This window comes from Paenibacillus piri, assembly GCF_004354045.1.
Classification (GTDB): Bacteria; Bacillota; Bacilli; order Paenibacillales; family NBRC-103111; genus Paenibacillus_S; species Paenibacillus_S piri.
Map to the genome: position 1 here is coordinate 1 of NZ_SMRT01000013.1, position 15,125 is coordinate 15,125.

13 protein-coding genes and 1 rRNA gene are annotated in these 15,125 nt (G+C 48.0%); 5 read left to right on the top strand and 9 right to left on the bottom strand.

The genetic code is table 11. The features are described from left to right. The 9 genes from E1757_RS23235 to dnaA form a co-directional block, all read right to left on the bottom strand. Positions 1-130: ribosomal RNA gene (locus tag E1757_RS23235) — 16S ribosomal RNA — on the bottom strand; the annotation flags it as partial. A gap of 481 nt (positions 131-611) precedes the next feature. After that, positions 612-1,673, bottom strand: a complete 1,062-nt coding sequence (locus tag E1757_RS23240; RefSeq protein WP_133232616.1) for an HD-GYP domain-containing protein — start codon at positions 1,671-1,673, stop codon at positions 612-614. Positions 1,674-1,773: 100 nt separating this feature from the next. Continuing rightward, positions 1,774-4,260 (bottom strand): DNA gyrase subunit A, encoded by a 2,487-nt coding sequence (gene gyrA, locus E1757_RS23245; RefSeq protein WP_133232618.1) that lies wholly within the window; start codon positions 4,258-4,260, stop codon positions 1,774-1,776. Positions 4,261-4,406: 146 nt separating this feature from the next. Further along, positions 4,407-6,320, bottom strand: coding sequence for a DNA topoisomerase (ATP-hydrolyzing) subunit B (gyrB, locus tag E1757_RS23250; protein ID WP_133232620.1), 1,914 nt, complete (start codon positions 6,318-6,320; stop codon positions 4,407-4,409). 28 nt (positions 6,321-6,348) lie between these two features. After that, a complete protein-coding gene (gene remB, locus E1757_RS23255) occupies positions 6,349-6,597 on the bottom strand; it encodes an extracellular matrix regulator RemB (RefSeq protein WP_133232622.1) in 249 nt (82 codons plus the stop codon). Positions 6,598-6,626: 29 nt separating this feature from the next. Next, positions 6,627-7,736: a DNA replication/repair protein RecF gene (gene recF, locus E1757_RS23260; RefSeq protein WP_133232624.1), complete on the bottom strand. Its 1,110-nt coding sequence runs from the start codon at positions 7,734-7,736 to the stop codon at positions 6,627-6,629. 48 nt (positions 7,737-7,784) lie between these two features. Beyond that, positions 7,785-8,000, bottom strand: a complete 216-nt coding sequence (yaaA, locus tag E1757_RS23265; protein WP_133232997.1) for a S4 domain-containing protein YaaA — start codon at positions 7,998-8,000, stop codon at positions 7,785-7,787. A 66-nt stretch (positions 8,001-8,066) separates the two neighbouring features. Further along, on the bottom strand, positions 8,067-9,209 hold the full coding sequence (dnaN, locus tag E1757_RS23270; RefSeq protein ID WP_133232626.1) for a DNA polymerase III subunit beta: 1,143 nt from the start codon (positions 9,207-9,209) through the stop codon (positions 8,067-8,069). A 181-nt stretch (positions 9,210-9,390) separates the two neighbouring features. After that, positions 9,391-10,752, bottom strand: coding sequence for a chromosomal replication initiator protein DnaA (gene dnaA, locus E1757_RS23275; RefSeq protein ID WP_133232628.1), 1,362 nt, complete (start codon positions 10,750-10,752; stop codon positions 9,391-9,393). A gap of 516 nt (positions 10,753-11,268) precedes the next feature. Here dnaA and rpmH point away from each other — a divergent pair. The 5 genes from rpmH to mnmE all read left to right on the top strand — a co-directional run bounded on the left by rpmH (position 11,269) and on the right by mnmE (position 15,107). Next, positions 11,269-11,403, top strand: coding sequence for a 50S ribosomal protein L34 (rpmH, locus tag E1757_RS23280; protein WP_133232630.1), 135 nt, complete (start codon positions 11,269-11,271; stop codon positions 11,401-11,403). A gap of 247 nt (positions 11,404-11,650) precedes the next feature. Next, a complete protein-coding gene (gene rnpA, locus E1757_RS23285; RefSeq protein WP_133232632.1) occupies positions 11,651-11,992 on the top strand; it encodes a ribonuclease P protein component in 342 nt (113 codons plus the stop codon). A 75-nt stretch (positions 11,993-12,067) separates the two neighbouring features. Then, entirely contained in the window at positions 12,068-12,799 is a 732-nt protein-coding gene (yidC, locus tag E1757_RS23290) for a membrane protein insertase YidC (protein WP_133232634.1), read from the top strand. Then, positions 12,796-13,413, top strand: coding sequence for an RNA-binding cell elongation regulator Jag/EloR (gene jag / locus E1757_RS23295; protein WP_133232636.1), 618 nt, complete (start codon positions 12,796-12,798; stop codon positions 13,411-13,413). Before yidC ends, jag begins: the two co-directional genes overlap by 4 nt. 317 nt (positions 13,414-13,730) lie before the next feature. Further along, positions 13,731-15,107 (top strand): tRNA uridine-5-carboxymethylaminomethyl(34) synthesis GTPase MnmE, encoded by a 1,377-nt coding sequence (gene mnmE, locus E1757_RS23300; RefSeq protein WP_133232638.1) that lies wholly within the window; start codon positions 13,731-13,733, stop codon positions 15,105-15,107. Positions 15,108-15,125: the final 18 nt, after the last annotated feature.

Consider the following 15,125-nt stretch of genomic DNA (forward strand, 5'->3'; position numbering starts at 1 on the left):
ACAGGCAGGTTGCCTACGTGTTACTCACCCGTCCGCCGCTAACTGTCCCCGAAGGAACAGTCCGCTCGACTTGCATGTATTAGGCACGCCGCCAGCGTTCGTCCTGAGCCAGGATCAAACTCTCCACGATACCCCAAAAAGTGAAGCGGAACCTCCGTAGAGAATTCCGATTACTTTTCGGGGGCCCCACATTACTGAGGGGATGTAAAAAAGCTTGTCTTAAGCTCAAAAGTAATGCTAGCGAGAATTTGCATTCTCTATTTTTAACACTCACTCGTTGTTCAGTTTTCAAAGGGCAATCGATGACAAAGCCAAATCTTAAACGGATATTCACCCTTGTCATTTTATGTCACCCTGTTTAGCGGCGACTTTTATAATATATCACATCTGCCTACCACTTTGCAAGAGTTTTTTTATTCCATATGTACTTCCACCAAGCCGGGATAAAGAGCTTCACCGTCCTTAGGGAACGGGCGCATTTATCAAGGTTGTGCGAAGCCAAGTATAAACATTATATACTTCCCATTCAAATAAAAAACTCCACTGCAAAAGCAGCGAAGATTAATTTATCATATCCCTCTAGTCGAGTCAAGCATAAAAATATAAACCGGCTATTTTTGTATAACGTCCTGAATATATAGGTTGCGCTGCATCGTTAAATTGATAATTTGCCCGTTCACATTGACCCATGGCCGGGTCGGATTGGCGCGATCCGAAAACACAATTTCGCCGATTTTTCCATCGCTAAGCTTGACCAAGACGCCATTATGGAACTCGGTGACCTTATGAATAAACGTTTGTACCATATGCGGGTCCAATTTGCCGAACGATTCCGTGAATAGCTGATCCAGCACCAGGTAAGGCGAGGCCGCCTTTTTATGGTAACGATCCGAGGTCATAGCATGGAACATATCGGCAATTGCAACAATTTTGGAATAGAGATGAATTTGATCCCCTTTAATGCCGAGCGGATATCCCGAGCCGTCTTCCCGTTCATGATGCTGCAAGGCCGACAATTTAACGCCCTCGTTAATAGCGGCGACATTTTTCAAGAGATTGTACCCTATTACCGTATGCTGCTTGATTTCTTCCAATTCATCGGGTGTCAGCTTCTTGGGCTTATGTAATATGGCCGCGTCGACTTTGGCGTTGCCGATATCATGCAAAAGTCCGCTGAGCGCAACCGGCATTAAATCCTTCGTCGGAAGCCCTTGCCACAGCGCCAGCTTATAAGATGTCAGGCTGACCATGATGCTGTTATGAAGCAGAAAGTCGCTAAGCTGATACGATTTCGGACTGAAGGTTAAAATTTGATATTGGTCGATGTACCTGATCAAAGCTTCCAACTGGGTCCTGACTTCCAGAATAGGAAAGTTGCTACCGCCAACCGATATAAATACTTTTCTGAGCAAATTCAGCATTTTGGTATATTGTTCGAAAAAGGGGAGAATGCTGTTAACCGGCTCGTCCGCTATCGGCTCGTCCGATTGCTCAGAAGAATCGTTCGATTTGGATTCGATGATAACCGTAGGAATGAGAAAAGCTTTCAAAATTTCAATATCTTTTTCCAAAACAATACGGCCTTTCATAAACAACACATTGCCGCGCTTGGTCTGCACGTTTTCTATAATTTTCTCGCCCGCCTTTAATTGGGAAACGGAAACGGTCGCCATGGTTCCTCACCTTACTTTCGTTCTTTTCACATCTTTATTCTAAACGAAAAAGAATGGGGATGTAACCCCCATTCTCGTCCTTCTGTGAAAAAAGTCCTATTTATTGTTCGCTATCTCCGGATTCGGGTGCTTCGTCCCCATCCATCTCGTCAGCCGATTCCTCGTTTTTCTCTACTCTGGCTACGGTTGCCACTTCATCCTCATCGCGGATGTTAATTAATTTAACCCCTTGCGTATAGCGGCCCATCATGGAAATGCCGGACATACTGGTCCGAATGATGGTACCGAGCCCTGTAATGATCATCAGATCTTCATCATCGCTGACGATTTTCAATCCTACTACAGGCCCATTCTTAGGCGTGACATTTAATGTTTTGATGCCTTTGCCGCCGCGCGATTGAAGCCGGTATTCGGATACAGGAGTCCGTTTGCCGAAGCCTTTGGAGGTTACAATCAATACGCTGCTGTCCTCCCGGACAACGTCCATATCGATAACCGCATCATCCTCGCCGATGTTGATCCCTTTCACTCCCGTCGCGGAGCGTCCCATGGAACGCACCTCTTTTTCCGGAAAATGAATCGAAATTCCTTGCTTCGTCCCCATAATGATCGTTTGGTTGCCATCCGTCAGCTTGACGCCGATCAAATCATCGTCCTCACGCAGCGTGATCGCAATCAATCCGCCCTTACGGATATTGCCGTAATCATCCAGCGGCGTCTTTTTGACCAAGCCGTTTTTGGTGGCAAAGAACAGCTGCTTGTCGGATTCAAAGCCTTCCACCGGAATGACCGCATTGATCGTTTCGCCCTGCTCAATCTGGATCAGGTTGATGATCGGTGTTCCGCGTGCCGTACGGCTGAGATCCGGGATTTCATAAGCTTTAAGCCGGTACACTTTACCTTTGTTCGTAAAGAAGAGCAGGTAATGATGCGTGTTGGTCACAAACAAGTGTTCAACAAAATCATTATCCTTCGTATCCATTCCGATGACGCCTTTGCCTCCGCGCTTTTGGCTGCGGTACGTCGTAACCGGCAATCTCTTCACATATCCGGTATGCGTGATCGTAATGATAACGTCCTCTTGAGGAATCAAATCCTCATCTTCAATGCTTTCCTCGCCAATCGTAATTTCCGAACGGCGCTCATCGCCGAATTTTTCCTTAATTTCGTTCAATTCCTCGCTGATAATAGCCAGTACCAGCTTTTCATCGGCCAGAATCGCTTTATATTCAGCGATCTTCTTCATCAGCTCGGCATATTCCAGCTCGATCTTTTCGCGTTCCAAGCCGGTTAACCGCTGCAGACGCATGTCCAAAATCGCCTGCGCCTGGTCATGGCTTAATGAAAACTGATTCATTAAGCCTTCGCGCGCTTCTTCCGTTGTCCGCGAAGCGCGGATCAAGGCGATAACCTCGTCCAAATGATCCAGCGCGATCCGCAAGCCTTCGAGAATGTGAGCCCGGGCTTCCGCCTTGCGCAGCTCGTATTCGGTCCGTCTGCGGATTACGACCTTTTGATGCTCCAAGTAATGATAGAGCATATCCTTCAGGTTCATGACCTTCGGTTCGCCATTAACCAATGCGAGCATGATGATCCCGAAGTTCGACTGCAGGGCCGTATGCTTGAACAAATTGTTCAGCACCACGTTAGGGTTGACGTCGCGGCGCAGCTCAATTACGATACGCATGCCGTTGCGGTCGGATTCGTCCCGCAAATCGGTGATACCGTCAATTTTTTTGTCGCGTACAAGCTCTGCGATTTTTTCGATAAGACGGGCTTTGTTGACCTGATAAGGGAGCTCGTGAACCAGGATTCGCGCTTTGTTGTTGTTTTCCTCAATCGTCGTTCTCGCTCTCATCGTGACGGAGCCGCGGCCCGTGTTATAGGCTTGTTTAATCCCTTCACGGCCCATAATAAAACCGGCGGTCGGGAAATCCGGACCTTTGATCGACTGCATTAAGTCCATCGACGTGATATCCGGATTTTCAATCAGCTGCTGCACGCCGTTTATAACCTCGGTCAAGTTATGCGGAGGAATGTTCGTCGCCATACCGACCGCGATTCCCGAGCTGCCGTTTACCAGCAGGTTCGGAAAACGGGCCGGAAGTACGGCCGGCTCCTGCTCTTCACCGTCATAGTTGGGAACAAAATCGATCGTTTCTTTGTTGATATCGCGTAATAGTTCCATAGCGATCTTCGATAAACGCGCCTCGGTATACCGCATGGCCGCAGCCATATCGCCGTCGATGGAACCGAAGTTGCCGTGCCCGTCAACGAGCATGTACCGGAGCGAAAAATCCTGCGCCATCCGCACCATCGTCTCATAAACGGCCGAGTCGCCGTGCGGATGGTATTTGCCTATAACTTCGCCGACGATTCTGGCCGACTTCTTATGGGGCTTGTCCGGGGCCATGCCGAGCTCGGACATCGCGTACAGAATACGACGGTGTACGGGCTTCAGTCCATCTCTGACATCAGGCAGAGCGCGGCTGACGATAATACTCATCGCATAGTCCATAAAGGAAGTGCGCATCTCGGAGCTGATATCGATATCTATAATTTGTGAGCGCTGCTGTTCTTCCGACATTGTTGACCTCCTAAAACTTTCCTGCGGAAAGTTGACTTCATAACCATGTGCTGCGTGCTATATCGGGAAAGCGTGCATGGCCAACAATGGGCTCGTCACACTTTCCGATTTCCGTGCTATTCCCGTATATAAGCCAAGCCGGGAAATTAAATATCCAAGTTTTTCACGTATTTGGCGTGCTGCTGAATAAAATCTCTGCGCGGCTCCACATTTTCGCCCATCAACGTATCGAACAGCGTATCCGCATCGATCGCATCCTGAATGCTCACCTGCAGCAGCGTGCGGCTCTCCGGATCCATCGTCGTTTCCCACAATTGGCCCGGGTTCATCTCGCCGAGACCTTTATAGCGCTGTACGTTGACTTTGGTGCCTTCGCCAAATTCCTGAATGATCGCGTCGCGCTGCTTTTCGTTATACGCATAGCGGATAACCTTATTGCGCTCGAGTTTATACAGCGGCGGCTGGGCGATATAAATATAGCCGACCTCGACCAGCTTGCGCATATATCTGTAAAAGAACGTCAGCAGCAGCGTGCGGATATGGGCACCGTCTACGTCTGCATCCGTCATAATAATAATTTTGTGATAACGGGCTTTCGTAATGTCAAAATCGTCGCTGATTCCCGTGCCTAATGCCGTAATGATCGCCCGAATTTCGGCGCTGGACAAAATTTTATCGAGCCGCGCCTTCTCTACGTTCAAAATTTTACCGCGGATCGGCAAAATCGCCTGGAAATGACGGTCACGCCCCTGTTTGGCCGAACCGCCTGCAGAATCGCCTTCAACGATGTAAACTTCGCTGATCGAGGCATCCTTCGAGGAGCAGTCGGCAAGCTTGCCGGGAAGGGCGCTGACTTCCAATGCGCTTTTGCGCCGGGTCAGCTCGCGCGCCTTACGCGCCGCTTCTCTGGCACGGGCAGCCTGAACGCCCTTCTCGATAATTTTTTTCGCCACGGACGGGTTCTCGTCGAGAAACTCCATCAATTTTTCCGAAAATAACGATTCGACAATACCGCGGACCTCGCTGTTTCCAAGCTTCGTCTTCGTCTGTCCCTCAAACTGCGGCTCCGGTATTTTGACAGAGATGATCGCAATCAAGCCTTCGCGCACATCATCGCCGGATAGATTGGCGTCGCTTTCCTTGAGCACGTTATGCTTCCGAGCATAATCGTTCATAATCCGCGTCAGCGCGCTTTTAAATCCGGATTCATGTGTTCCGCCCTCATGCGTATTAATGTTGTTGGCAAACGAATAGATGCTTTCCGAGTAACCGTCGTTATACTGCAGAGCGATTTCAACCTGAATAAAATCTTTCGAGCCTTCCGTATAGATCGGTTCGTGAACGGTCTCGCGGTTGCGGTTCAAAAACTCGACAAAGGAAACAATACCCCCCTCGTACATGAAGGAATGGGACACATCGTTCCGTTCGTCGGTCAGCACAATTTCAATGCCTTTATTGAGAAACGCAAGCTCCCGAATCCGGGATTGCAGCGTATCATAATCAAATTCCGTGGTCTCGGTGAAAATTTCTTCATCCGGCCAAAATGTCGTTTTCGTTCCGGTTTCATCGGTGTCGTCCAATATTTTGAGGTCATGCTGCGGCACACCGCGCTGGAATTCCTGCTGATGCACCTTGCCGTCACGCTTAACCTCGACGACCAACCGCTTGGATAAAGCGTTAACGACGGATACACCGACACCGTGCAGGCCGCCCGATACTTTATAGCCCGAGTCGTCGCCCCCGAATTTACCGCCGGCATGCAGCACTGTCAATACGACCTCCAGCGTGGAGCGCTTCAGCTTCGGATGCTCGCCGACTGGAATTCCGCGTCCGTTATCTATAACCGTAATGCTGTTATCGCGATGAACGATGACTTCAATTTTGGTGCAAACGCCGGCCAAAGCCTCGTCAATACTGTTATCGACGACTTCCCAGACAAGGTGATGAAGGCCTCTGCCGCTGGTTGATCCGATATACATCCCCGGACGTTTTCGGACGGCTTCGAGACCTTCGAGCACCTGAATCTGATTTTCATCATACGTATTTTGATTCACAGACATGTTGACACCCACTTTTCCAAGGTAAGATCTAGTTCGTTAACAATTGATGAGCCCGTTTCTTTAAGGTCATGGACGATATCGGAGAATAGTACACCTTAGACTGTGTGACAACAAGCGACTTGCTCTCTTCCTCTCCAATCACTTCAACCTTTTTTTCCTTGTTGGCGTAGCTAATAAATTGCTTTGATATTTTCGAAGATTTTTCGATAGATAAGTCAAATATGGCAACAAGCTCGGATGCGCGAATAATTTTTTCTCCGCCTAAATGGATGAACATCGTTGGCCATCTCCTTATAACGTCACACGTTACGTTAATTTTCCATTCCGCACATGAATGACTGAAGCGTCTTCAAGCTTTGTTACATCTATGCTTTCAATTCCGGTCGTCGTTATGAACGTTTGCACTCTGTTTTGAAACGTCTCGATCAGCTGCGTTTGGCGGAAACGGTCCAGCTCCGACAGCACATCATCCAGTAATAGAATCGGATATTCGCCGACTTCCTCGCGGATCAGCTCAATTTCCGCCAGCTTCAAAGAGAGCGCAGTTGTCCGCTGCTGTCCTTGCGAGCCGAACGTCTGCACTTCTTTACCGTTTATAAAAAACAACAAATCATCCCGATGCGGTCCGACCATCGACACCCCGCGCCGAAGCTCCTGATCTTTCACCTGTGATAACTTTATCATAAATTGGTCAAATAAAACAGGTTCATCTTCTACGGCCGCGGAGTCGAACGAGCAGGCGTACTGAATTTCAATCTGTTCCTTGCCGCCCGTAATTCCCGAATGAATCTTTTCGGCCCATACTTGCAGCTTCTTTATAAAGTTTTGACGTTTTTTAATGATTTTAATACCAAACTGTGCCAATTGTTCATTCCATACGTCCAAAAGGGCGGCCTTGGAGTCGTTCGCGGCAAAAAGCTGCTTCAAATAATTGTTCCGCTGCGCCAAAATCTTCTGGTATTGAGACAAATCGTATAAATACGACGGATGCACCTGCCCGATTTCCATATCCAAAAACCGGCGGCGGACGGAGGGGGAGCCTTTCACAATCTCCAAATCTTCCGGGGCAAACATAACCACATTCAACGAGCCGATAAAATTGCTCAGCTTCCGCTGCTCCAAGCCGTTTATTTTCGCTTTTTTGCCCTGCTGCGCAATGGTCAGGTCGAGCTGGCAAGCGCCATACCGTTTGTCCACTTCACCGTGCAGCAGCGTATGGGGGGCGTTCCATTGGATCAGTTCCTTGTCTTGGTGCGTACGGTGCGACTTGGTCAGGGCGAGTACAAAGATCGCCTCCAGCAGGTTCGTTTTCCCTTGCGCATTCGGACCGACAATAATATTGACCATATGCCCGGTTTCAAAATAAACCTCATCGTAGTTGCGATAATGCTGTAAAGACAGCTTTTTCAATTGCAAAACGGTTCCTCCTACAGGCTCTGAGTATGCAAAGCCGCTTCGAAAGCATCAGCTGCGTACGACTTGAAATTCCCCGCAGCCTTTTACACTGACCCGATCATGATGGACAAGCTTCTTGCCCCGCCGATTTTCCGGCTCCCCGTTCACATAAATTTCCGTTTCCTGTAAAAATGATTTGGCTTGTCCGCCGGTGGATATACAATCGGCCAATTTCAGAAATTGACCGAGCGTTATATAGTCCGTGTGAATGGTTACTGTTTTCATCAACGTATCCGGCTCCTTGTCCATTTATTCACATGTGGATAAGCGGCAGCGCCTGCTTATCCGTTATTAGTTGGTTGTCCGATACGGAAGAATCAGCTGCAGCAAATTGTTCGATTCCTCCGGACGAATAATGATCGGCTGCATGGCGCCGGTGAATCCTATATGGATCAACTCGCTATCGATAACCTTCAGCGCATCGAGCATATATTTGGAGTTGAATGAGATGCGCAGCAGCTCGCCGGTCAGGCTGTTGACGTCCAATTGCTCGGTCACTTTGCCCAGCTCGGAGGAGCTTGATGAAATCTCGATCGTTTGATCCTCTCGCATGATCAGCTTGACGATGTTGGTTTTTTCCTCCCTGGACAGCAGGTAAGCCCGGTCGATTGCATTGGCCAGCTGCTGCGCATGAATGACAAGCTCGGTTTGATACGATTGCGGAATCAATTTGGACGTATCCGGGTACGTTCCATCCAGGATGCGCGTGTAGAACAAGATTGAGCTGAGCTGAAACAGCACCTGATTTTCGGCAAAAATGACGTCGATCAGCGTATTTTGGTCCGGCAATATTTTGGAAAGCTCGTTCAACGTTCTACCCGAAATCGATACATTGCTTAACTGAAAATCGGGATCGACGTCAATTTGCGTTTCACGGCTTGCCAGCCTGTGCCGGTCGCAGCCTGTCAATTTCAGCTTGCCGTTTTGCGCACTCCATAAGACACCGGTCAAAATGGGTGTGGATTCATTGGTCGATACGGCGAACGAGGTTTGCTTGATCATCGTTTTCAACAGGTCGCTCGGCAGCTGGATTCTGCGGTTTTCCTCAATGCTCGGCAAGGTCGGGTATTCCTCCGGATCCAGGCCGACCAGTTGAATTTCAGAGGAGCCGCTGCGGATGGTCGTCTGAAAATGGTCGTTTACTTCAATTTCAACCTGGGAAGCAGGCAGCTTGCGGACAATTTCAACGAAAAATTTCGAAGACAGCACGACGCTGCCTTTTCGTTGCAATTCAATAATGCTCAGCTCGTTAAGCTCGGTTGGAATAAAGCTTTGAATCGATATGTCGGTATCGCTGGCCGTCAGCGTCATGCCGTTTGCGTCCGCATCTATTTTAATCCCGCTCAAAATGGGAATCGTCGTTTTATTTGAAATCGCTTTGGATACATGCTGAATGGAATCATTCAAATATTCCTTCAAAATCGTTAATTTCATATTGTCACTCCTATGATTTGAAAAATGGGGAGATGTCCATATACCCTTTAATAATACTCTTTTTTTATTAGTAATAGTAGTAGGGGCGGTGGATATGTGGATATGTGGACGAAAGCTACAAAACGAAAGCCTATCCACATGTTAACAGTTTGTGCATAGGCTTAAAGTTATTCAGATTGACTTACATCGTAATATGCTTTACTTTTTCCATCAAGTTTTGAATGATTTTGTACAGCTCCTGATCCTGCTTCAGCGCGGTTGAAATTTTCTCATGAGCGTGAATTACCGTCGTATGGTCGCGGCCGCCGAATGCTTCGCCAATTTTGGGAAGCGAGAAGTCGGTCATTTCACGGGCGATATACATCGCGATTTGGCGCGGATAAGCGACCATTTTGGTACGTTTGCGTGCTTTAAAGTCTTCCAGCTTCAAGCCGTAAAACTCGCCGACCTTTTGCTGGATGTCCTGGATCGTGATGACCTTCGGACGGCTGCTCGGGATAATGTCTTTCAATGCCTCTGCAGCCAGGTGCGACGTGATATCCTGATTGACCAGCGAGGAATAGGCGACAACGCGAATGAGAGCCCCTTCCAATTCACGAATGTTCGTATCGATCTGATTGGCTATGTAAACCATGGCTTCATTCGGCACTTCGAGGTTCTCGGCCTTTGCCTTCTTGCGCAAAATCGCAATCCGGGTTTCGAGATCCGGCGGCTGAATATCGGTGATCAGGCCCCATTCAAAGCGGGAGCGCAGACGTTCCTCCAAGGTAGGAATCTCTTTGGGCGGCCGATCGCTTGAAATAATGATTTGCTTGCGTTCTTCATGCAACGCGTTGAACGTATGGAAAAATTCTTCCTGCGTCTGTTCTTTTCCGGCCAAAAATTGAATATCGTCAATAAGCAGCACGTCGATGTTGCGGTACTTGTTGCGAAAGCTTTCGCCGCGGTTGTCGCGGATGGCGTTAATAAACTCGTTGGTGAATTTCTCCGACGAAATGTACAGCACTCTGGCGCTCGGATTATGCTCCAGCACATAATGGCCGATGGCGTGCATCAAATGCGTTTTGCCAAGTCCTACGCCTCCGTATAAAAACAGCGGATTGTACGCTTTCGCCGGCGCTTCCGCCACGGCAAGCGAAGCGGCATGGGCAAACCGGTTCCCGGAACCGATGACAAACGTATCAAATGTGTATTTGGAGTTCATCATATGACTGTACGTTTCTTCGGGAACGACGGGCGGAGCCTTCACAGGATTCGGGGGGGCAGAGGATGCGACCGCAGTCTTGTCTTCATCCGATTCGATCACAAACTTGACTTCGGCCGGCTTCCCCGTATAGTCGAGGATCGTATCCATGATCAGCTTCGTATAGCGGTTTTCCAGCCATTCGCGGGCAAAGTTGTTGGGAGCGCAGATGACGACCTTGGCGTCATTGAATATAACGGCCCTTGTGGATGTAAACCAGGTTTCGTAGCTCGGTTTACTCAGCCTTGTTTGAATAATGGAAAGAACTTGCTGCCACTGCTCGTTAGGATGGCTCTCCACAATGTATTCACTCCTTTGAAAAATAAGCAATGTGGCGTAAGCCATTGAAAATGTTGAAATAAAGCGGGTGTTGTCGGATTATATCCACAATATTAAGATATGGACGGGAAATGTTATTCGACTGGGGGTGTAAATTGTTCACAAAGATATCCACAGCCTGTTGATAATATTGTGGACGAATTGACTCTATCCACAGGATGAGCATAACTATGATATCAAAATATATGCGGATAATCAATGGAATGTTAGCATTTATCCACATGCTCTACAAATAGTGGGTGACGGTTATACACAGCACAAGATATTGTTAATATTTTGTTATTATTTCGACAAAAACCTAGTTTTTCGACGATTTTTTATACACAGGTGCATAGATTTACCAATTTCGACAAACATTTTTTTCACTTTATAAAGAAAATTTAGTCAAGGGTGGAAAGTTGACTTTTGGACTGGAAGGTGGTTTAATGTTAAGAGGTATTTTTGGGAATGGATTTTCCTCAAGGAGGTGCAATATAGATGGGTCCTACGTTTAAACCGAACGTTAGAAAGCGTAAAAAAGTACACGGCTTCCGTAAAAGAATGAGTTCGAAGAACGGCCGCAAAGTACTTGCTGCTCGTCGTCAAAAAGGAAGAAAAGTATTGAGCGCTTAATACAAGAGGCCACTAACAAGGTGGTCTTTTTTGTTGTATAGAAAGTATAGTTTTTATACTTTGCCTTGCACAACCTTGACAAACGCGCTCGTCCTTTAAGGACGGCGGAGCCGTTTATTCTGGGTTGTATACGGAATCAGCCGCGCCCAAGACGCGGTACGAATGCGAACGGGGTTTTAAAAAGCTGTTTTTTGAGCACGATAGTAATGTTTTGCCTTTATGGAACGGGATATGGAGAGAGTGGCTTGTGGAAAAGAAAAACCGATTGACGAAAAGAGAATATTTCGACAAAGTATACCGCGGGGGCAGATCGGTGGCGAACCACCAGTTTGTTCTATATTTTTATGCGCGTCGGCAGCCCGGGTTCCGGTTGGGAATCTCGGTCAGCAAAAAGCTCGGAAACGCGGTAGTGCGCAACCGGATCCGGCGCATGATTAAGGAAATTATCCGGCTGAACGCTGAACGTTTGCCGGGCGGATACGATCTGATTCTGATCGGGCGCAAGCCGGTTGTCGGAATGGCCTATGCCGATATGGAAAAAAGCATTTTTCACGTATTGAAGAGGGCTTCTCTTTTGGATCGAAAATAAGCGGTTCCATTTCTTTTTTTGTACAAGATATGGTATAGTTTATTATTGGAAAAGATAAATTAGGAGGATTTCATTTTGACCCGTCGACTAGCTAAATATTTGCCGCTTCTGTTCACTTTTCTACTGCTTGCGGGATGTACCCCGGCTACATCCAAGATCGATCCTAACAACGGGGTATGGGACAAGTATTTTGTTGGTCCTTTGGCTGATGTTCTCGACTGGTTCGCAGATTTGCTTTGGGGACAATACGGTTTGTCCATCCTGGTCGTTACGCTGATCATTCGTTTTATCATCTTGCCTTTGACTTTAAAGCAGTATAAGAGTTCCAAGCGGATGCAGGAGCTTCAGCCGGAAATCAAGAAGCTGAAAGATAAATATAAGGACGACCCGAAAAAGCAGCAAGAGGAAACGATGAAACTGTTCCAGTCGAACGGCGTCAATCCGTTGGCCGGTTGTTTTCCATTGATCGTGCAGATGCCGATTCTGATAGCATTGTATAACGCGATTATGCGCAATCATAACATTGCGGAGCATTCCTTCCTATGGATGCAGCTCGGTACGAAGGACCCATATTATATTTTACCGCTGCTGGCCGCATTAACAACGTATTTCCAGCAAAAGATGATGTCGTCGCAAATGGCGCCGCAAATGAGAAATCTGATGTTTATTTTCCCGGTATTGATCTTTGTCATGGCGATGAACTTTGCTTCGGCGCTTCCGCTTTACTGGGTGTATAGTAACCTCTTCACAATTGTGCAGTCTTATTTTATATATGGACCTCAAAATAAGGGTGGCCTGTCTAAATGAAAAAAATTGTGGTTACGGGTAAAACGATCGAAGAGGCCGTGAAAAACGGTCTGCTTCATTGGGATACCACGGAGGATCGGGTTAAAATTCAAGTGCTCGAACAGCCCTCGCGAGGGTTGTTCGGTCTTATCGGTTCTAAGGATGCAAAAGTTGAGCTGGAGCTGTTGCCTGATGCTGTTGAAGAAGCCATTTATTTTTTACAGGACGTTTTTCGCACCATGAGCTTGGAAGTACGGATTGAGAAGAAATCGGAAAAAGACGGTCAGGAGCTGCATTTGTTCGGCTCGGAGCTGGGCATGCTGATCGGCCGGAGAGGGCAAACTTTGGATGCGCTTCAATATTTGGTCAATATTGTTGCCAACCGTTACTCCAGCTCGCATGTCCGGATAGTGCTGGATGCCGAGCATTTCCGCGACCGCCGCAAAAAAACATTGGAAGATTTGGCTTCGCGGCTGGCGGAACGGGTCATCCGGACGAAGAAGGAAGTCGTCTTGGAGCCGATGTCGCCGCAGGAGCGCAAGGTGATTCATGCCAAGCTCCAGGAGCATCCGACGGTACGGACGTTCAGCAGGGGCGAGGAGCCGAATCGGAGAATTGTTATTGTGAACAGATAAACTTTTGGGTGCAATGATGTCATTGTTATGACTCATTGCATTTTTTCAATTAATATACTCGTCCTTTTGAAGGATGGGAGTGCCGGTTGTCTTTAGTGATAACAGGCGATTTTTTAGTTGAATAGAAAGTATAAGTTTGTATACATTGCTATGCACAAACTTGACAAACGCGCCTGCCCAATAAGGACGGCGGAGCGGTTTATCCTTGGTTGAATAGAATTTATAATTTCGGGGCTCCCCGCAAAGTATCTGAATCAGCTTCGAAGCAAGGCCCCGCTTTGTGGGCATATGTTAGCATAGAAATTGAGGTGCAATGCATGATAAACGACACGATAGCAGCGATTTCAACGCCCGTGGGCGAGGGAGGAATTGCTGTTATTCGCATAAGCGGAGACGATGCGGTCCAGGCGGCCGATCGCGTTTTTTTCGGTAAAATCAAGCTGGCCGAAGCGGCGACGCATACCGTCCATTACGGTTTTGTCAAAGATCCGCAAACGCAGATTCGCGTGGATGAAGTATTGGCAACGGTGATGAGGGCGCCGCGCTCTTTTACAATGGAAGATGTGGTAGAGATCAGCTGTCACGGCGGGTTCATCTCGGTGAAGAAGGTGCTCGATCTGCTGCTGGAGCACGGGGTCAGACTGGCGGAGCCGGGGGAATTTACGAAACGGGCGTTTCTTAACGGTCGTATCGACTTGTCGCAGGCGGAAGCGGTGATCGATTTGATCCGGGCGAAGTCGGATCGGGCTTATCAGGTGGCCATGATGCAGTCGGAAGGCAGCCTGTCCAAACAGATCAAGGCGCTGCGTCACGATCTCGTAGAGCTGATGGCGCATATCGAGGTCAATATCGATTATCCGGAGCATGATGTCGAGGAAATGACGAATGCTTATATTAAAACGAAATGCTCGGCGGCGATGGAGCGAATCGAGCAATTATTGAACACGGCGCGGCAGGGGAAAATATTGCGCGAAGGGATCGTTACGGCGATTATCGGCAAGCCCAACGTCGGCAAGTCTTCGCTGTTGAACACGTTGGCACAGGAAAATCGCGCGATTGTGACGGATATCCCGGGGACGACGCGGGATGTGATCGAGGAATATGTGAATGTGAACGGAATTCCGCTGAAGCTGCTTGATACCGCCGGCATCCGCGAAACGTCAGATTTGGTGGAGCAGATCGGCGTGGAGAAATCGAAAAATGCTTTGGCCGAAGCGGATTTGATTTTGCTCGTGTTCAATGGAGCCGATTCGCTTACGCCGGATGAGCAGACCATGATCGAACAGCTAAAAGATCGTCAAACGATCGTGATCGTGAATAAGCTGGATTTGGAGCAGCGCATCGAGAAGGAGAAGCTGCAGGCGTATTTCCCTGCGGAACGCATTGTCTTCATGTCGCTGCTGGAGCAGCAGGGGATTACGGACTTGGAAAAAGCTATCGCTAGCATTTTTTTCAGCGGTCATGTAGAATCAAGTGACCTGACTTATGTGAGCAACGTGCGCCATATCGCTTTATTGAAAAAATCGAAGCAGTCGCTGGAAGAAGCTTATTTGGCGACGGAGCAGTTTGTTCCTATAGATATGGTGCAGATCGATATTCGCAACGCCTGGGAGCATCTGGGCGAAATTATCGGGGATTCGGTTGGCGATTCGTTGATTGATCAAATTTTTTCCCAATTTTGTTTGGGTAAATGATATAGGCTTTCAAGAATA